The organism is Streptomyces asoensis (assembly GCF_013085465.1).
GTDB lineage: Bacteria > Actinomycetota > Actinomycetes > Streptomycetales > Streptomycetaceae > Streptomyces > Streptomyces cacaoi_A.
The window spans coordinates 1762206-1779324 of record NZ_CP049838.1 but is presented as its reverse complement, the minus strand read 5'-3'; the positions used below and the strand labels follow the sequence as shown (position 1 = coordinate 1779324).

Annotated in this window: 17 protein-coding genes and 1 pseudogene; 14 read left to right on the top strand and 4 right to left on the bottom strand. The window is 72.3% G+C overall.

Features of this window, described 5'->3' with window-relative positions:
* Positions 1 to 12: 12 nt before the first annotated feature.
* On the top strand, positions 13 to 2436 hold the full coding sequence (locus tag G9272_RS07805) for a protein kinase domain-containing protein (protein WP_171395858.1): 2424 nt from the start codon (positions 13 to 15) through the stop codon (positions 2434 to 2436).
* Here the strand turns inward: G9272_RS07805 and G9272_RS07800 are convergent.
* Both G9272_RS07800 and G9272_RS07795 read right to left on the bottom strand, forming a co-directional pair.
* Positions 2429 to 4339: a glycoside hydrolase family 97 protein gene (locus G9272_RS07800; protein WP_171395857.1), complete on the bottom strand. Its 1911-nt coding sequence runs from the start codon at positions 4337 to 4339 to the stop codon at positions 2429 to 2431. The genes G9272_RS07805 and G9272_RS07800 overlap by 8 nt on opposite strands.
* A 37-nt stretch (positions 4340 to 4376) precedes the next feature.
* Positions 4377 to 4583, bottom strand: a pseudogene (locus G9272_RS07795) (hypothetical protein); the annotation flags it as partial.
* A 124-nt stretch (positions 4584 to 4707) separates the two neighbouring features.
* Here G9272_RS07795 and G9272_RS07790 point away from each other — a divergent pair.
* Positions 4708 to 4860, top strand: a complete 153-nt coding sequence (locus tag G9272_RS07790; RefSeq protein WP_171395856.1) for a hypothetical protein — start codon at positions 4708 to 4710, stop codon at positions 4858 to 4860.
* A gap of 106 nt (positions 4861 to 4966) precedes the next feature.
* Here G9272_RS07790 and G9272_RS07785 read toward each other — a convergent pair whose 3' ends face one another.
* A complete protein-coding gene (locus G9272_RS07785) occupies positions 4967 to 5626 on the bottom strand; it encodes a DUF6629 family protein (RefSeq protein WP_171395855.1) in 660 nt (219 codons plus the stop codon).
* Positions 5627 to 5811: 185 nt separating this feature from the next.
* Between G9272_RS07785 and G9272_RS07780 the strand changes: the two genes are divergently transcribed.
* From G9272_RS07780 to G9272_RS07725, 12 genes are all read left to right on the top strand, one after another.
* Positions 5812 to 6168, top strand: coding sequence for an STAS domain-containing protein (locus tag G9272_RS07780; protein ID WP_171395854.1), 357 nt, complete (start codon positions 5812 to 5814; stop codon positions 6166 to 6168).
* Positions 6165 to 7094, top strand: coding sequence for an anti-sigma factor RsbA family regulatory protein (locus G9272_RS07775; RefSeq protein WP_171395853.1), 930 nt, complete (start codon positions 6165 to 6167; stop codon positions 7092 to 7094). The genes G9272_RS07780 and G9272_RS07775 overlap by 4 nt, the downstream gene beginning before the upstream one ends.
* 176 nt (positions 7095 to 7270) lie before the next feature.
* On the top strand, positions 7271 to 8989 hold the full coding sequence (locus G9272_RS07770) for an FAD-dependent oxidoreductase (protein ID WP_253267755.1): 1719 nt from the start codon (positions 7271 to 7273) through the stop codon (positions 8987 to 8989).
* A gap of 134 nt (positions 8990 to 9123) precedes the next feature.
* A complete protein-coding gene (locus tag G9272_RS07765) occupies positions 9124 to 9654 on the top strand; it encodes a hypothetical protein (protein ID WP_253267754.1) in 531 nt (176 codons plus the stop codon).
* A 116-nt stretch (positions 9655 to 9770) separates the two neighbouring features.
* Complete coding sequence (locus G9272_RS07760; protein ID WP_437184258.1) at positions 9771 to 10523, top strand: class F sortase; 753 nt, start codon at positions 9771 to 9773, stop codon at positions 10521 to 10523.
* A gap of 137 nt (positions 10524 to 10660) precedes the next feature.
* Positions 10661 to 11815, top strand: coding sequence for a SchA/CurD-like domain-containing protein (locus G9272_RS07755; protein WP_171395851.1), 1155 nt, complete (start codon positions 10661 to 10663; stop codon positions 11813 to 11815).
* Between the two features lie 95 nt (positions 11816 to 11910).
* Positions 11911 to 12330 carry a cupin domain-containing protein gene (locus tag G9272_RS07750; RefSeq protein WP_171401897.1) on the top strand — a complete coding sequence of 140 codons (420 nt, stop codon included), beginning with the start codon at positions 11911 to 11913 and terminating at the stop codon, positions 12328 to 12330.
* Entirely contained in the window at positions 12327 to 13595 is a 1269-nt protein-coding gene (locus tag G9272_RS07745) for a beta-ketoacyl-[acyl-carrier-protein] synthase family protein (RefSeq protein WP_171395850.1), read from the top strand. Before G9272_RS07750 ends, G9272_RS07745 begins: the two co-directional genes overlap by 4 nt.
* The gene (locus tag G9272_RS07740) at positions 13592 to 14842 is read left to right on the top strand and encodes a beta-ketoacyl synthase N-terminal-like domain-containing protein (protein WP_171395849.1); all 1251 of its coding nucleotides are present in this window, start codon (positions 13592 to 13594) and stop codon (positions 14840 to 14842) included. Before G9272_RS07745 ends, G9272_RS07740 begins: the two co-directional genes overlap by 4 nt.
* A 35-nt stretch (positions 14843 to 14877) precedes the next feature.
* On the top strand, positions 14878 to 15132 hold the full coding sequence (locus G9272_RS07735) for an acyl carrier protein (RefSeq protein WP_171395848.1): 255 nt from the start codon (positions 14878 to 14880) through the stop codon (positions 15130 to 15132).
* Between the two features lies 1 nt (position 15133).
* Positions 15134 to 15613: an SRPBCC family protein gene (locus G9272_RS07730; protein WP_171395847.1), complete on the top strand. Its 480-nt coding sequence runs from the start codon at positions 15134 to 15136 to the stop codon at positions 15611 to 15613.
* Between the two features lie 20 nt (positions 15614 to 15633).
* Entirely contained in the window at positions 15634 to 15966 is a 333-nt protein-coding gene (locus G9272_RS07725; RefSeq protein ID WP_171395846.1) for a TcmI family type II polyketide cyclase, read from the top strand.
* A gap of 80 nt (positions 15967 to 16046) precedes the next feature.
* Here G9272_RS07725 and G9272_RS07720 read toward each other — a convergent pair whose 3' ends face one another.
* Positions 16047 to 17075 carry a methyltransferase gene (locus G9272_RS07720; protein WP_171395845.1) on the bottom strand — a complete coding sequence of 343 codons (1029 nt, stop codon included), beginning with the start codon at positions 17073 to 17075 and terminating at the stop codon, positions 16047 to 16049.
* Positions 17076 to 17119: the final 44 nt, after the last annotated feature.

The window sequence follows — 17119 nt, the reverse complement described above, 5'->3', positions numbered from 1 at the left end:
GCGGCCGAGGGCATGAAACCACTGCGCCCAGAAGATCCCGAGCAGCTAGGTCCCTACCGTCCGGTGGCCCGGCTCGGCGCAGGCGGCATGGGCCGGGTCTATCTGGCCACGTCGCCGGCCGGCCACACCGTCGCGGTCAAGGTCATCCGTCCCGAGATGGCCGAGGACAAGAACTTCCGTATCCGCTTCCGGCGCGAGGTGGCCGCGGCGGCGGCGGTCGGCGGTGTGTACACGGCACCCGTGGTGGATGCCGCGCCGGACGACGAGACGCCATGGCTCGCCACCGCCTACGTACCCGGCCCCACCCTGGCAGAGGCGGTCGCCGCACACGGGCCGCTGCCGGTGGAGACGGTGCTCGCGCTGGGCGCGGGTGTCGCCGAGGCGCTGATCGCGGTGCACGCCGAGGGACTGGTGCACCGCGACCTCAAGCCGTCCAACGTGCTGCTCGCCGCGGACGGTCCGCGCGTCATCGACTTCGGCATCGTCCGGGCCCGGGACGGCTACGAACTCACCGGCTCCGGAGCCCTGTTCGGCTCCCTCGACTACATGTGTCCCGAGCAGGCCACCGGCGATCCGGTGGGACCGGAGGGAGACGTCTTCTGCCTCGGCTCGGTGCTCGCGTTCGCCGCGTCCGGACACCCGCCGTTCGGTGGAGCCGCGGTGGCCGCCCTGCTCTACCAGGTGGTCCACGGTTCGGCCGACCTGACCCAGGTGCCCGAACCGCTGGACAAGATCATCAGCCTCTGTCACACCAAGGACCCGGCGCTTCGGATCAGCCCCGACCGGCTCTCCGCGGCCTGTGCGCCCGGCGGCGCCGAACAGGTGCTGACGGAGGGCTGGCTGCCCGCGCGAGTGGCCGCCATGGTCGCCGAGCGCCGGGCGGCCGCGACGGACCTCGACCGCCTCGCGCGGACCCTGGCCCCCGCGCGGCCCTCGGCCGGCCCACCCGCCCCCGAGGCGCCCGCGCACGGCGGATACGAGCCGGGCCGGGCACCGGTGGAGAGAGCGGCGTACGACACCGTCGATGACGCAGGCGGCGCGGCAGACCCGGACCGCGCCCACGGAGCCGGCGGCGTCGGCGACCGCGCCGCCGGTGGAGCCGAGGACGCCGGTGGCGTGGGGCCCACCGCGGACCCGCCGGAACAGCGGGTCCCGGGCGCCCCGGCGGGAGGGGTGGAACGGACGGAACCGGTGCCGGAACGTTCCGCCGCACCCGCACCCGCACCCGCACCCGCACCCGCACCCGCACCCGCGCACCGCCGCGCCCCCGAACGTTCCGGTGTCGGCCGGCGCGCCCTCCTCGCCGTGACCGCGGGCGCGGCTCTCGTCGGAGGCACGGCCCTCGTCACCAGAGGCAGGACGGGGGGCGGGCAGCGGGCTCCCAGGCTCGGCCCGGCCCCCGAACCGACCTGGGTCTACCGCGGCGGCCCGCTGCTCCAGGCCCCGGCCGTCTTCCACGAGGGCACGGCCCTGATGAAGTCCCGCCCCGGCACCATGATCTGCCTCGACCTCGAGAACGGCGCCCGGCCGAAGTGGGTGTACCAGGGCATCAGCCTCTCGCCCAGCCCCGTCCTGCTGGTCTACGGCGCCGCGGTCGCGCTCGGCACCGGTGCGACGCTGATCGGCGTCGACCCGGCGGACGGCACCGAGCGGTTCACCCTCGACTTCGGCCAGGACTTCCAGTTCGACCAACTGCTCGGCGGCTACGACGGCTACGCCGTCTCGGTCCTGGGCGCCAAGCTCCAGCGCCGGTCCACGGAACAGGGCGTGGCGACCTCCACCAGCGCGGTCTTCGGTGTCGACCTCGAGGCCCGCCGGGCCCTCGTCATACCGATCGACCCCGAGGACGTCGGCATCCCTCTCCAGCCCGTCGTCACCTCCGACTACTTCGTCTACGCCGACGGACTGCGCAACATCTCGGTCCGCTACACCCGCGACGGCGGCAGCCTGCGCTGGCGGCACCCGGTGGGCTACGACCTCCGGCCGGGTCTCGCGGTGCTCGGCGGGACCGTCTTCGCCATCGGCTCCGAGCTCATCGCCCTGGACCTCGGCACCGGAGGGCTCCGCTGGAAGGCGAAGGCGGAACGCGGCATGTTCGCCTCCCTCGGGGCGGCGGGCAACACGGTCTACGTCACGGGAACCGACCCCTACGGCGTGCACGCCTTCAACGCGGCGAACGGCTCCCGGCGCTGGTTCTGCGAGACCCCCCGGATCAACGTCGACCACCCGATCGCGGTGGGGGCGCACGCCGTCTACGTTCCGGCCTTCGAGAACCGGAACGGCTTCTACGCGATCGACACCGCCTCGGGCCGTCTGCTGTGGAACTTCACCGACGGCCGTGAGACCGGTGTCAACGACTGGCAGCTCTCCTGCGACGGAGCCGGACACCTGGTGGCCCAGCACTTCGACCGGGCCTACGGACTGCCCGTCACCTGAGGACCGGGCGGTGACAGGTGGTGACGCCCGGCCGCCAGGGGCAGGCGAGGGCGGCGAAACCGCCCTGGGCGACGACGTCGACGGTGAGCGTGTCCCCGCCGCGCAGCACCCGCCGGTCCTGGACGAGGCCGTCGGCGCCGACGGTGCTGTCTTCGACCGTCTCGACCAGCCATCTGCCCGGCCCGAGGGTCAGCGGGACCCGGGCCGTGCGGGCGGCGCCCGAGTACACCCCGCCCAGGAACCAGCGGTCGCCGCTGCGGCGGGCGAGCACCGCCTCCTGCCCGGGCTGTCCGGCCAGCAGCCGGGTGTCGTCCCAGGCCGCCGGTACCTGGTCGAAGAAGGCCCGGGCGAGCGGCCGTTCGTCGTACGACTCGGGGGTGCCCGCGAACATCTGGAGCCCCGACTCGTAGGCGACGGCCAGTCCGACCTCGGCCGCGTCGGAGTTGGGGCGCAGGCCGACGCGTTGGAAGGCGCCCGGGGTGAAGTCCATGGAGCCGATGACATTGCGGGTGAACGGCAGGGTGGTGAGGTGGGCGGCGGTGTTCGTCCGCTTCTCCTCACCGCCGACGCCTTCCAGGGTCATCACCTGCGGCCAGGTGCGCTGGATGCCCTTGGGGATCGTGGAGCCGTGGAAGTCGACCATGAGATGGTGCGCGGCGGTCTCCGACAGGATGGTGTCGTACCACCGGAGCATGGCCTGCGCCTCGGAGTTCATGAAGTCGATCTTCACGCCCTTGACGCCCCACCGCTCCAGGGTGGGCAGCCACCGGTCGCGTTCCTCGGGTGTGTCGAGGTCGCGCCGGTGGATCCAGACGACGATCCCGACGCCCTTGGCCCGGGCGTACGCGACGAGTTCCGGCATCCAGCTGTTGGTCTGCCAGTCGGGGTCGGTGACGTCCCACTCGTCCTTCTTGAAGTACCAGCCCGAATCGACTGCCTCGTAGGGCCAGTTCCGTTCGGCGGCGTAGTCGACGTAGGCCTTCTGCGCCGCGAGGCTCTGGCCGGCCGCGCGGCCGCCGGCGAGCCAGGTCCACAGGACGGTGCCGGGCCGGATCCACGCGGGGTCGGCGACCTCGGAGGCGGGGGCGAGGTCGTCGGTGAAGGTGGACCGGGTGACGGTGGCGAGGTCGCCGGTCACCATCGCCCGCCAGGGCGTGGCGAGGGGTCCGTCGGCGCGGACCCGTTCGTCGGCGAGCTGGATCCGGTAGGTGCCGGTGCCCTGGGTGTGGTCGAGCCGGGCGCCGGAGCAGCTGCCGGTGAGGTCGGACTCGGCGAGCAGGGCGTAGCCGCCGGGGGTGGCGAAGAGCGCCTGGTCGGAGTAGGCGCCGGTGGGAGCGGTCGCGGCGGTGTACCGGGCGAACCGGCCCTCGTTGTCCACCCGGTAGGTGCTGAGCCACGCGCTCGCGTCCGGCGGCAGGGTGAAGGCGGAGGTCTCGCCGAGCACGTCGCCGTGCCCGGCGGGCAGGACGTACCGGTAGGCGACGCCGTCGGCGGAGGCGCGGACGACGAGGTCGAGCCGGGCACCGGCGGCGGTGGCGAACGACAGCCGGGTCTCCTTCATATGAACCCTGCGGTCCAGGCGCTTTCCGGACCTGGTCAGGTAACGCTCGTCCACCGTCCGGTCCTTGCGGTGCAGGAAGCGCAACCCCTGGGAGAGGTCGGCCTGTTCGGTGACGATGCCGACGGACGACGGCTCGACGACCTTACGGCCGTCCCGGGACACCGCGAGGTGCACCGTGCCGGTGGTGTCGTCCAGGGATATCCGCGCCCGGGGTGCGTGGGCCGCTGTCGAGACGGCCCAGACCCGCTCTTGCTGCTCGGCGCGTGCGGGAACGGTCGTGAGGAGTGCGGCCACCAGCCCGGCGCAGAGCGCGGCGACCGCCGTTCTGATCGGAACAGCCATGGGAACCCTTCCGGTGGTGCGGGCGGACGGACGGTTGCTACGGCAGTCCCCAGGCCGCACCCGGTTCGCTCACGGCGACGGGCGCGATGACGAGGTCGGGCCGGGAGCCGGAATGGACGAGCACCTCGCGTCCCCGGGGGAGGTCGATGGAGAGCACGCCGTCGCCCAGGTCGTGGGTGCGGGCGCGGGTGCCGTCGTCCAGCAGCACGGTGAGGGTGCCGGTGAGGCCGTGCCGGAGCTTGAGCGTTCACGTACGGCTGGCAGAAGCCCTGGAACCTCGACCTCGGCGACCGGCACGCCTACAGCGGCGGCGTCGACCGCATGTGGGTGTACGCCACCGACGAGCCGTTCGAGGAGGGCAGCTGTACGTGGTCGCCTTCAACGGAGCCATCGGCGTGGGTTCGTTCATCGGCGGCCTGATCGTCGACTCCTCCGGCCCGCGCCCCGTGATGCTCGCGGCCGGCGCCTTCGCCTTCGCCGCGATGCTGCTGACAGCGCTCGGCGGCAGGCGCGAGGCTTAGCCCGGCACGGTCACCGGCCGGCACAACGTCATCGTGCGCCGACGCGTGGACCGACGCGTCAGGCGGGGCGGCCTCGACGCAAGAGGTCCGGTGGCCGTGCGCACGCTCACCGGCGGGCGCCGGAGTCGCGCGTCCGGCCCGGGGACAGCTGTGCGGAGTCCGGTCGGTGGCGTACCCGGTCGAGCAGCAGCACCGACCACAGCGCCGCGAACGCGCACCAGGTCGAGACGAACTCCAGCCGCCACAGCGCGAAGCAGGCCGCCGCGCCCACGCCGACCAGCACCCCGAGGACCAGCAGTCGCCGGTCGCCGGACAGCAGCAGGGAACCGACGGTGGCCAGGAGATAGCCCGCGACGAGCACGGCCGGGTGGGAAAGGTGGACCGAGTACCCGACCGTGTGGCCGCGGATCTCGGCCGTCACCGGCCCGGTGGCGACAGCGGCCGCGAGCGCCCCGGCGGTCGCGACGCCGAGCGCGAGAAGGAACGTCAGTCTGCGCCGGGCGGCCGGCGGGGCGGCGCACCGCACCGCCGCCGGCACCCACACCGCCAGCAGCGGCAGCGCGATCACGGCCCAGACGACGGTGGCGGGCCCGCTGCCCCCGCCCGAGGCCCAGACCACCGACTCCACGGCCTGATGAGCCCCGAGCAGCAGCGGCAGTGCGGCGAGGGGAAGATCCCGGCGGTCGCGCACGTGCGTCACACAGGCCACGCCGACGGCCGCCACACCGGCGCCCGCCACCAGGTCGGCCGTCGCACTCCAACACATCACGTCACCATGGGTTCGGCCGTCGTCCGCATCCGCCTCGTCGTGCGGTGCGCGTCAGGTTACGTCCTGCCTCCGGAAATCCACCGGCCGCCGGGCCGACGCCTCTGTTCGAGTAGCGCACCGACGGTGTGAGGGGCCGCGTTACGCTGGTCCCGGTGAGCGGCAGACAGCGAAGGAGACCGCGGGTGGTGGACGTCTCGCAGGGAGACGACGGACTCGGCCTGGTGCACGGCCCGGCCGTGCTGGAGGTGGGCCCGTTGTCCGGTCGGCCCGGCATTCGTGCCCGGGGCGAGATCAGCGAGATCACTCGCTCGCCCTGGGAAGAGGCCTTGGCGGGCTTGGCCCGGCAGCACGCCGACGTGTCCTATGTGGAGCTGTCGGAAGTGGCGTTCGTCGACGTGGCAGGGGTCGCGGCGCTCGCCGTCACGGCACTGGGCCTGCCCGGGGGCCGGGTGGTGGTCGAGCATCCGCCACCACAGGTGCCCCGCGTACTGAGCCTGTTCTGGCCGGGCCTCGGCAGGATCGAGGTGGCGCCGCGATGAACACGGTGGCGACCCACGAGGCGTTCGAGCACCCCGCGCTGTTCTACCGCACCGAACAGGAGTACGTGGAGCAGACGGTGTCCTTCGTGCAGGAGGGCCTGGACCTCGGCGAGCCGGTGGCGGTGGCGGTGCCAGGACCCAACCTGGAGCTGATCAGGGCCGGACTGGGCCCGGACGCCCAGGCCGTTCGCCTGCTGGACATGACGGTGGCGGGCCGCAACCCGGGCAGGATCATTCCCGGAGTGCTACGCGCGTTCGCCGACGCCCATCAGCGGGGGCGGGTACGGATCATCGGCGAGCCGATCTGGGCGGGCCGCAGCGCGGTCGAGTACCCGGCGTGCGCGCAGCACGAGGCGTTGATCAACGCGGCCTTCGAGGGTCGTGCGGTGACCATCCTCTGCCCGTACGACGAGGTACGCCTGGACGAGGAGGTCCTGGCCGACGCGAGGATCACCCACCCGACGATCGTGACCCGCGACAAGGAGGGGACCAGCGACGTCTACGACTGGCGTTCCGTCGTCGTCCGTTACAACGAGGCGCTGGTGCCCGCGCCGGACGCCGCCGTGTTCTCGTTCGGCGCCGACGAGCTCTACGCGGCGCGCGCCTTCGCGGTCGGAGAGGCCGAACGGCTGGGCCTCGCCGGGCAGCGGCTGGACGACACCGAGCTGGCGGTGGCGGAGCTGACCACCAACAGCGTGGTGCACGGCGCCGGACGGGGAACGCTCGCCGTCTGGGCCGAGGCGGGACAGGTCGTGTGCGAGGTCCGGGACGCGGGCCGACTGTCCGATCCGCTGGCCGGCCGCAGACCGCCCGAGCGCGGTCAGATCGGCGGCCGCGGTCTCATGCTGGTCCACTACGTGTCCGACCTGGTCCGTCTGCACACCTCCGACGAGGGCACCACCGTCCGCTTCTACCTCGGCCGCTGAGAGCCCGTCCGAGACCTCGTCCGGGAGTCCGTCCGGGACCCCGGCCGATCCGAACCGTTCCCCGTGCACCCGAAGGTGTGCGGGGTCCGACGGTTCAAGAGGCACCGGGCGGGCCCGTCCGGCGCCGCGACGCAGGCGGGTGAAGCCTGAGCCGCCGTCACCTCCACGGGGCATGCATGAGGATCTCCGCCGTATCCGGCCGGGTCGGCGGAATCGACGCGCTGGAGGCGAGAGTGACGAAAGAACGAGCCGAAGAGACCGGCCCCCACACCATCAGGGTCCCGGTCCTCATCGTCGGCGGCTCCCTGGTCGGCCTGGCGACCTCGTTGTTCCTGGGACGGCTGGGAGTACCGCACGTACTGGTGGAGCGCCACGCGGGCACCTCCATCCATCCGCGCGGCCGCGGGAACAACGTCCGCACGATGGAGCTGTTCCGGGTGGCGGGTGTCGAGCAGGCGATCCAGGAGGCCGCCGCCACCCTGGCCGACAACCACGGCATCCTCCAGACACCCACCCTGGTCGGCGACGCGGGCGAGTGGCTGTTCCGGGACATCGACCCGGGCGGCGGCCTGGCCCGCTTCAGTCCCAGCTCCTGGTGCCTGTGCAGCCAGAACGACCTCGAGCCGGTCCTCCTCGACCACGCCAAGCAGCACGGCGGTGACCTGCGCTTCCACACCGAGATGATGTCGTTCGACAGCGACGCCACCGGTGTCACCGCGGTGGTCAAGAGCCGTGAGACGGGTGAGCACACCACCATCCGCGCGGACTACCTCGTCGCCGCCGACGGCCCCCGCAGCCCTGTCCGGGAGCAGCTCGGCATCGGCCAGAGCGGACCCGGCGACCTGTTCCACAACGTCAGCCTCACCTTCCGCTCCCGCCGCCTCGCCGACGTCGTGGGCGACCGCCACTTCATCGTCTGCTACCTGACCAACCCGGAGGCCGACGGCGCCCTGCTGCCGGTGGACAACCGCGAGAAGTGGGTCTTCCACGCCCCCTGGCACCCCGAACACGGCGAAACCCTCGAGGAGTTCACCGACGAGCGGTGTGTCGAGCACATCCGCCGGGCGGTCGGGGTCGCCGACCTCGACGTGGAGATCACCGGCAAGGCGCCCTGGCACGCCGCCCAGCGGGTGGCCCGCAGCTACCGGTCGGGACGGGTGTTCCTGGCCGGCGACTCGGCCCACGAGATGTCCCCCACCGGTGCCTTCGGTTCCAATACCGGTATCCAGGACGCGCACAACCTCGCCTGGAAGCTGGCCGCGGTCCTCGACGGCTGGGCGGGGGAGGCGCTGCTGGACACCTACGACGCCGAGCGCCGCCCCGTGGCCGAGGCCACCAGCGCCCGGGCCGCCGCCCGGTCGGCCGAGCACAGCCACCCCGGGTTCGCCGCGCCGCCCGGAGCGGGCGGCGGCGGCCCCCAGCGAGGCATCCTCAGCGTGGCCCTCGGCTACCGCTACCCGCAGGGCGCTGTCGTCGGCGCCGATCCCGAGGTCCCGGTCGTGCCGGAGAACCTCGACCTGACCGGCGCACCCGGCAGCAGGGCACCTCACCTGTGGGTCCGCCGCGGGAACGAACGGCTCTCGACCCTCGACCTGTACGAGCGGTCCCTGGTCCTGCTCAGCGACGCCGGTGAGCCGAGCGGATGGCACGGGGCCGCCACCCGCCTCGCCGAGGAACTGGTCCTCCCGCTCAAGTCGTACCGGGTGGGCACGGGAGCCGACGCGGACCTGGTGCCGGAGGGCGACGCCGACTGGGCGGAGCGCCACGGCACGGCACGCGGAGGCGCCGTACTCGTCCGGCCCGACGGGTTCGTCGTATGGCGGTCGCCGGGTCCGGACGCGGACGCCGAGGCGGCGCTGCGCCGGGTCCTGAAGACCGGGCTGGGGCTCGCCTGACCCCGCGGGCTTCACCCGTGTGAACGCCCCGAGTGGTGCCGCGGCGACGGGCGGCTGACGGTGGATCACGTCCCGGTCGGGTCAGGTGAGCTGACGAGGTGTCGGCTGCCCGGTCGTGACGGAAGGACCATCAGATGCGTTCAGCTCGCATGATCCTGGCCACCGCGGCGGCTTCGGCCGCCCTCGCCATCGGCGCCTCCGGCGCCTCCGGCGCCTACGCCGCCGGTGACACGGACCACGACGACTCGTCCTGGAGCAAGGAGGACAGCTCCTCGTACAGCAAGGAGCACGACAAGGAGGAGCACGGCAAGGAGGAGCACGGCAAGGAGGACCACGACTCCCCGCACGGCGGCATCCACACCGGCGGCGGCGCCCTCGCCTCGGTGAGCGACAGCGGCGACCACAGCGCGGCCAAGGACCCCAAGTACGACCCCGAGACGTACAAGGACAAGGACGAGCACGGCAAGGACTCCTGGAACGGCGGGAAGGAAGAGGAGTCCGGCGGCTGGAGCAAGGAGCACGACAAGCCCAGCGGCGGCGTCCACACCGGCGGCGGCGCCCTCGCCACCCCCTCGGCGACCGCGGCCGGACTCGGCGTCCTCGCCGTCGCCGGCACCGGCCTCTACGCCCTGCGCCGCAAGAAGACGGTGGGGGGTGTGGCCTGACCCATGCCGGACGCGATAGCGAAGCCGCGGCCGCCACCGGTACCCCCGCGTGGCGGCCCGGCTCGCTCCCCGTGCTCTGTCCGCCCCGCTGCCGCGCCCGAATGAGGTGGTCCCCGATGGCAGTTCCCACTTCTTCCGCCCCTCCTCCCTCCGCCCCCGCCCCCGCCCCCGCCAAACCCTCCGGCAACGAGCCGGCGTCCACCGAAGAGGGAACTTCCCGCGCCGGCGTGATGATGATCTGCGCCGCGGTCGCGGTGCTCCTGGCGCTGAACCTGTTCGGCGGCGGCATCGACACGTCGACCGGCATCGCCGGCCCGCCGCACGCCCCGCCCGCCGCCGGGTCGGTCCCGGCGGCCCGTGCACCGGGCGCGGCGAACGCGGGAGAGCCGGACACCCGGCACCCGGTGGGCAAGCACCTGCCGCGCTCCCGGCCCGTGCGGCTGTTCATCCCGAAGATCGCGGTCGACGCGCCCTTCGTCGACCTCGCCATCACCCCCACCGGCCAGCTGGAGCCGCCCCCCGCGAAAGACGTCAATCTCGTCGGCTGGCACGCCAAGGGAGCCTCACCCGGAGAGACGGGCACCGCGATCATCGCCGGGCACGTCGACACCAAGACCTCCCCGGCCGTCTTCGCGGGGCTCAGCGCACTGGCGAAGGGCGACGGCTTCCAGGTCCTGCGGGCCGACGGCAGCAAGGCGTCCTTCCGGGTCGACAGCGTGGAGACCTTCGAGAAGGCCGACTTCCCCAGCGAACGGGTGTACAGCGACACCTCCGAGGCGCAGGTGCGGCTCATCACCTGCGCGGGGGCCTACGACCGGCGGGTCAAGGACTACACCGAGAACCTGGTCGTCTTCGCTCATCTGGTCTGACGGCCGGCCGCCCAGTCACCCACGTAGTTCATCCGAGTCGCGCGCTTGCGGGGACGGGCACAGGATCGAGGAACGCTGACGTCGCATCACCGCGGCCGACGTTCACTTATCCCCTCCGCGAAGGAGATGTGCGCAGGATGACCACCACGTCCGAACGTGTTGCAGGTTCGCGGGCGCGACAGGCGTCGCAACGTGTCTCCCAGTCCGTGTTCGACGGTTCCCGGCTCCGCGTCGTCCTTCTGGTCGACGTCTACGACGGGGCCCAGCAGCAGTTCCTCGAGGCGTACGAGCAGCTCTGCAACCAGGTCGCGTCCGTCCCCGGGCACGTCAGCGACCAGCTGTGCCAGTCCATCGAGAACCCCTCCCAGTGGCTCATCACCAGCGAGTGGGAGAGCGCCCCGCCGTTCCTCGCCTGGGTCAACAGCGAGGAGCACGTGGCGATGGTGGAGCCGCTGCACAGCTGCGTGCGCGACACCCGGTCACTGCGCTTCCACGTCGTCCGCGAGACCGGCGGCCCGGCGGCGGCCGCCGACCAGGCCAAGCGCCGGCTCCAGACATCGCCCAGGATCGGCGACGGCGTGATCCGGCACGCGCTCACCTTCACCGTCAAGCCGGGCAGCGAGGAGATCGTCGCCAAGATCCTCGCCGACTACGCCTCACCCGAGCCGCAGGTCGACGACACCACCCGGCTGTGCCGCACCTCGCTGTTCATGCACGGCAACCGGGTGGTGCGGGCCATCGAGGTGCGGGGCGACCTGCTCTCCGCGCTGCGCCACGTCTCCCGGCAGCCCGAGGTACGGGCCGTCGAGGAGGCCATCAACCCCCATCTGGAGCAGGACCGGGACCTCAACGACCCCGAGTCCGCCCGGGTCTTCTTCACCCGGGCCGCGCTGCCCGCCGTCCACCACGTGACGGCCGAGGAGCGGCAGAACCCGCAGGCCGAGCGGTACGCCCTGTACTACCCGGCCCGACCCGACCGCGGCATGAAGCTGGCCGAGCTGCTCGCCCGGCAGGACGAGGCGGCGGCGGACGACCCGCGCAGCCCGGTCCTGCGCAGCACGATCTTCCAGCGCGACGACGTCGTCGTACGGCTGATCGACGTGCGCGGCGGACTCGAGGCCGCCGACCCCGTACAGGCCCTGGGTCTGTCCGATCCCGGACAGGTGGCCGAGCTGACGACGCTCCAGGACGACGCCGCCGGCGCGTCCGCGTCGAAGGACGGCCGTCTCGCGCGCTTCCTCGAACTGGCGCGCATGGATCTCGTCACCGACCGCCGGTCGCCCGACGCCTGATTCGTCATCGCGTGGCAGGGGCGGTGCCCCGCCCCTGCCACGGCGGTGCAGTACATCATCGGAGGAACGTCGTGATCACTTCTCGTCACAGAATCATGGACCTCAGCGAGGTCGAGCCCAACACCCGGCGAGGCGGCGACCTGCGCGCCATGCTCACCCCGGCCACGGTGGGCGCCACCAGCGGTTTCATGGGCGTGGCCCTCATCCAGCCCGGCGACCGCATCGGTGAGCACTACCACCCGTACTCCGAGGAGTTCGTGTACGTGGTGTGCGGACAGCTGGAAGTGGACCTGGACGGTGAGCCGCACCCGCTCCAGCCCGAGCAGGGGCTCCTGATCCCCCTCAACGTGCGCCACCGCTTCCGCAACGTCGGCAAGGTGGAGGCCCGTATGGTCTTCCACCTCGGCCCGCTGGCCCCGAGCCCGCCGCTCGGCCACGTCGACACCGAGGGAACCGAAGCGGAGCCCGCGGTGGTCGGGGCGGAGTCGGCCGCGCGACGTCAGGTGCGCTCATGACGAGACGAGTGGCGGTCACCGGCATAGGCATCGTCGCCCCGGGCGGCATAGGCGTACCGGCGTTCTGGAACCTCCTAGCGGACGGGCGCACGGCGACACGGGCCATCACCTTCTTCGACCCGACCGGGCTGCGGTCGCGGATCGCCGCCGAGTGCGACTTCGACCCGGCGGCCCACGGCCTGGACGCACGGGACGTCGAGCGGTGCGACCGCTACATCCAGTTCGCCCTGGTCGCCGGGGACGAAGCGGTTCGCGACGCGGGTCTCGACCTCGTCGCCGAGAACCCCTGGCGGGTCGGTGTCTCCCTGGGCACCGCGGTCGGCGGCACCACCCGGCTGGAGAACGACTACGTCGCGGTCAGCCACGGCGGGCAGCGCTGGGACGTGGACCACCTGGAGGCGGCCCCGCACCTGCACCGCGCGTTCACGCCCAGCACGCTCGCCTCGACGGTGGCGGAGCGGTTCGGGGCACGCGGTCCGGTGCAGACCGTCTCCACGGGCTGCACCTCCGGGCTCGACGCGGTCGGGTACGCCTTCCACACCGTGGAGGAGGGCCGGGCCGACATATGCATAGCCGGCGCCTCGGACTCGCCGATCTCGCCGATCACGATGGCGTGCTTCGACGCGATCAAGGCCACCTCCTCGAACAACGACGACCCGGCCCACGCCTCGCGTCCCTTCGACGCAGACCGTGACGGGTTCGTCATGGGCGAGGGCGGCGCCGTACTCGTCCTGGAGGAGCTCGAGCACGCCCGGGCCCGTGGCGCGCACATCTACTGCGAGCTCGGCGGGTACGCCACGTTCGGCAACGCCTACCACATGACCGGCCTGACCAGCGAAGGCCTGGAGATGGCCCGGGCCATCGAGGAAGCCCTCGACCACGCCCGGCTCGACGCCACCGCGATCGACTACGTCAACGCGCACGGGTCGGGCACCAAGCAGAACGACCGCCACGAGACCGCCGCGGTGAAGCGGGTCCTGGGCACGCACGCCTACGACACGCCCATGAGCTCCATCAAGTCGATGGTGGGCCACTCCCTCGGCGCGATCGGAGCGATCGAACTCGTCGCCTGTGTGCTGGCCCTGGCGAACCAGGTCGTACCGCCGACCGCGAACTACGAGACGCCCGACCCCGAGTGCGACCTGGACTACGTCCCGCGCGTGGCCCGCGAGCGCAAGCTCGCCAGCGTGCTCTCGGTGGGCAGCGGGTTCGGCGGCTTCCAGTCCGCGGTGGTCATGAACCGGCCGAGGGAGAAGACACGATGAGCGAACCCCTGCCACGGCGCGCGGCCGTCACGGGAATCGGTGTGGTCGCGCCCAACGGAGCCAGTACCGAGACCTTCTGGAAGTCCACCAGGGAAGGCATCAGCGTCCTGGACCGGGTCACCCGCGAGGGCTGTGAGGATCTGCCGCTGCGGGTGGCGGGCCAGGTCCGCGACTTCGACCCGTCGGCCGCGATCGAGGAGCGCTTCCTGGTCCAGACCGACCGGTTCACGCACTTCGCGATGGCCGCGGCCGACTTCGCGCTGGACGACGCCCAGCTCGGCCGGCCGGAGACCGACGCCGCGCCCTTCTCCGTGGGGGTGGTCACCGCGGCCGGTTCCGGCGGCGGCGAGTTCGGCCAGCGGGAGCTCCAGCAGTTGTGGGGCAAGGGCAGTCGCTTCGTCGGCCCGTACCAGTCCATCGCCTGGTTCTACGCCGCCAGCACCGGCCAGATCTCCATCCGCCACGGCTTCAAGGGCCCCTGCTCGGTCGTCGCCGCCGACGAGGCCGGCGGCCTGGACGCCCTGGCCCACGCGGCGCGGGCGGTGCGCCGCGGCACCGATGTGATCGTGGCCGGGGCGACCGAGGCGCCGATCGCGCCCTACTCGGTGGTCTGCCAACTCGGCTACGAGGAACTCAGCACGGTCGACGACCCGACCCGCGCCTACCGCCCGTTCACCTCCGCGGCCTGCGGGTTCGTTCCCGCCGAGGGCGGCGCCATGCTCGTGGTGGAGGCGGAGGCCGCGGCCCGGGAACGGGGCGCGCGGGTGCAGGCCTACCTGGCCGGACACGCGGCGACCTTCACCGGGGCCTCCCGCTGGGAGGAGTCCCGGGAGGGGCTCGCCCAGGCCGTCCGGCAAGCCCTGGAGGAGGCCGACTGCGCTCCCGAGGAGATCGACGTGGTCTTCGCCGACGCCCTCGGCGTACCGGAGGCGGACCGCGCCGAGGCCCTGGCGATCGCCGACGCCCTCGGGGCGCACGGCACCCGCGTGCCCGTCACGGCGCCGAAGACCGGGATCGGCCGGGGCTACTGCGCGGCGCCGCTGATGGACGTCGCGGCGGCGGTGCTCGCGATGGAGCACGGTCTGATCCCACCCACCCCCAACGTCTTCGACATCTGCCACGACCTCGACCTCGTGACCGGCCGGGCCCGTACCGCCGAGGTACGCACGGCGCTGGTCCTGAGCCGGGGACTCATGGGGTCGAACTCGGCGCTGGTGCTGCGGCACGGCGCCACCGACGCCTCGTAGCGAGGCGCCGCGGAGCAGCAGAGGAAGGGAATGGCATGACTGACCGCATCACTGTGGAAGAGCTGGCCGAACTCATGAAGAAGTTGGCCGGCGTCACCGTCCCCCCGGAGGAACTCCGCCGCGAAGACCCGGGCTTCGACCGCCTCGGCGTCGACTCGCTCGGCCTGCTGGGGATCGTGGGCGAGCTGGAGAACCGGTACGGCACGCCGATGCCTCCCGACGCCGAGCGCTCCAAGTCGCCCCGGCAGTTCCTCGACCTCGTCAACAGTGCCCTCATGACAGGAGCCTGAGATGACCGGACACACGCAGAACGAGATCACCATCGCGGCGCCCCTGGACCTGGTCTGGGAGGTGACCAACGACCTGGAGAACTGGCCGCGGCTGTTCAGCGAGTACGCCTCCGTCGAGATCCTCTCGCGGGAGGGACGCAAGACGACGTTCCGGCTGACCATGCACCCGGACGAGAACGGCACCGTGTGGAGCTGGGTCTCGGAGCGCGAGCCGGACCGCGACACGCTCACCGTCAAGGCCCGCCGGGTCGAGACGGGGCCCTTCGCCCACATGGACATCCACTGGCGGTACGAGGAGGTGCCGACCGGTACGCGGATGGTCTGGACGCAGGACTTCGCGATGAAGCCGGAAGCGCCGGTCGATGACGAGTGGATGACCGACAACATCAACCGGAACTCCAAGGTCCAGCTGGGCCTGATCCGGGACCGCATCGAGAAGACCGCCGCCGAGCGCGGTGCCACCCCCGGTCTGACCGACTGAGCCGGACGGAGAACAGCACCATGCACCAAGCTCTGATCGTCGCCCGGATGGCCCCGGGATCGGCACCCGACATCGCCAAGGTGTTCGAGGAGTCCGACCGGGGAGAGCTGCCGCGGCTCGTCGGTGTGACCCGGCGCAGCCTGTTCCAGTTCGGCGACGTGTACATGCACCTGATCGAGTCCGAGCGCGAGCCCGGACCCGCCATCGCCAAGATCACCGGACATCCCGAGTTCCGGGGCGTCAGCGAGCGGCTGGCCGCGTACGTCAGCGCGTACGACCCCGAGACCTGGCGTTCCCCGAAGGACGCCATGGCACAGCGCTTCTACCTCTGGGAGCGCGAGCCGGCCGGCTGACCCCCGCCGACCATCACCGGTCGCCGGGCCCGCGACGCTGCGGCGGGCCCGGCGACCGGTGGTCTGTGGGTGTCTTTCTCTCAGCCGGGGACGTGGCAGTCGAACGCGTGCAGGTAGGGGTTGACCGGGCTGATGTCGTCGATGACGAGGCCCGCCTCGGTCAGCCGGTCCACCATGCTCTGGGTGGTGTGCTTCGCCCCGCCGACGTTCAGGAGCAGCAGCAGGTCCATCGCGGTGCTGAACCGCATCGAGGGCGAGTCGTCGACGAGGTTCTCGATGACCACGACCCGTGTCCCGGGGCCGCCCGCCGCACGGACGTTGCGCAGGGTGCGGGCCGTGCTCTCGTCGTCCCACTCCAGGATGTTCTTGATGACGTAGACGTCGGCCTTCACCGGGACGGCCGTACGGACGTCGCCGGGCACCACGCGCGCACGGCCGGCGAGGTCGCCGCCCGCGAGCAGGCGCGGCACCGCGTTCTCCACCACCCGGGGGAGGTCGAGCAGCGTCCCGTGCATCGACGGGTACTTGTCCAGCAGGCTCGCCACCACGTGCCCCTGGCCGCCGCCGATGTCGGCGACCGACGAGCTCCCGGTCAGGTCGAGGAACTCCGCGACGTCCCGCGCCGACTGCACGCTGGATGTCGTCATGGCGCGGTTGAAGATGTCGGCCGACTCCGGGGCGTCCTCGTTGAGGTAGGGGAAGAACTCCTTGCCGTAGAGGTCCTCCACCACGTTGCGGCCGGTGCGCACCGCCTCGTCCAGCATCGGCCAGGCGTCCCAGGTCCACGGCTCGGTGCACCACAGCGAGATGGCGCGCAGGCTGTTGGGGTCGTCCTCGCGCAGCAGCCGGGAGACGTCGGTGTGCGCGAACGTCCCGTCCGGCCCTTCGGCGAAGACGCCGTAGCAGGACAGGGCCCGCAGGAGCCGTCGCAGCGGACGGGGTTCGGTCTTCACCGCGGCCGCGAGGTCCTCCACGGCCATGGGGTTGTCGCCGAGGGCGTCGGCGACGCCCAGCCGGGCGGCCGCGCGGAGGGCGGCGGCACATGCCGCCCCGAACGCGAGTTCCCGCAGCCGCATCGACGGCGGAGGGGCAGACTGAGCGGTCGTCATGTGCCGCCTTCCTTCCTTCTTGGAGTTCGCGGGGTTCGTGGGGT